Source organism: Vibrio sp. 03_296, assembly GCF_002265885.1.
Map to the genome: position 1 here is coordinate 1 of NZ_NPKW01001181.1, position 1,308 is coordinate 1,308.

General features: G+C 42.2%; 1 protein-coding gene and 1 pseudogene. One reads left to right on the forward strand and one right to left on the reverse strand.

Features of this window, described 5'->3' with window-relative positions:
• Window positions 1–128: DUF3265 domain-containing protein (locus CIK04_RS35900; protein ID WP_128824777.1), on the forward strand; the 128-nt coding region annotated here is incomplete at its 5' end.
• Window positions 129–989: 861 nt separating this feature from the next.
• On the opposite strand, the pseudogene CIK04_RS30785 reads toward CIK04_RS35900, so the two are convergent.
• Window positions 990–1,308, reverse strand: a pseudogene (locus CIK04_RS30785) (transposase); the annotation flags it as partial.

The following is a 1,308-nucleotide window of genomic DNA, read 5'->3' on the forward strand; positions in this document are numbered from 1 at the left end:
ATAACAAGGCGTTTAAGCGGGATTCATGCCGCGTGGCATTTTTGGTTTGCGGTGATTTTTGTGGTGAACGTGGTGTGCGGAAACTTGGTTTATGCGGCATTCACCCCTTAACGCGGCGTTATGCTTAATCAAGTAAAATCAGTGGATTATGGTTTTTCTTTGTCCCCTCGGCTTTTCAGTTTTGTGTTTGTCGGCAAGCCGGTTTTTTTGAGCGCTGTTTTTCGGACACTTATTCTTTGGCGCTGAAAATTCAGAGAGTTGCCTCAATCAATTTTCGGGTAAGCGCGAGGTTAGGGCAGTTGGCTCAATCAGAAGTCCATCTCTAGGTTTTCAAACTTCAAACCAGATTTGCCCAAATTCCGAGCCTGATTATCAAAACTATGATTCATTTCGGTTTTCTACGTTTTGGCTTTTGTTTGTGAATCAAAGTCGAGTTAATCTTGGTTCTGATCAAACGTAAGCCATTGAAGCTTAAGCATAACAAAGCGTTTAAGTGGGATTTGGCACGCGTGGCATTTTCGGTTTGCGTTGGGTTTGGTGATTAAGTCGCTGTGCGGTAGCTTTTGTATTGCGTGCCTGCACCCCTTAACGCGGCGTTATGTTTAGTCACGTAAAATCAGTTGGTTGCATCTTTTCTTTGTTCCTTCGTATTTCTAATTTTGGTTTTGTCGGCAGGTTAACTTCAGTGGTCGCTGTTTTCTGGACTCCAATTCGTGGGCGCTAAAAGTTCAGAGAGTTGCCTCATTGAAATGCAGAGWGTAGGCGAGGTGAGTTAAGTGATTTTGATTTCAAAGTTAGAGCCCTATTTTTTCGATTTCTCACGTTAAAACTCAAAGTCGGCACAATCAAAATTATGATTTAATTCAGCTTTTTAGCGTCTGGTTTTGGTTTGCAAAGGTAAGTCGAGTTAAGCTATTGGTATCGCAAACTTAACCCTTTGAGCCTTAAACATAACAAGAGACTATGGCGTCAATAGTTAATTTTTGGCGCTATCTGCCATTCCACATACAGCCATCTCTAAGCATTGAATTTAGAATAACTACCATCTTTCTGACGCAGGCAATGAGCGCTACTTTTTTGGGTTTTCCAGCAGCCAAAAGTCGTTGATATGTTTCTTTAAATACAGGGTTACATTGCATCGCTGACATCATGGCCATGTATAAAACAGTCCTTACTTGCATCCGTCCACCTTTGATCATTCTCTTGCCTTTGAAACTGCCACTTTCACGCGTAATGGTGCAACCCGATTAAAGAGCTGCTTGTTGTTGGTGATGTAACCGAGCTCAGGACGTTACTAATAAGTGACGC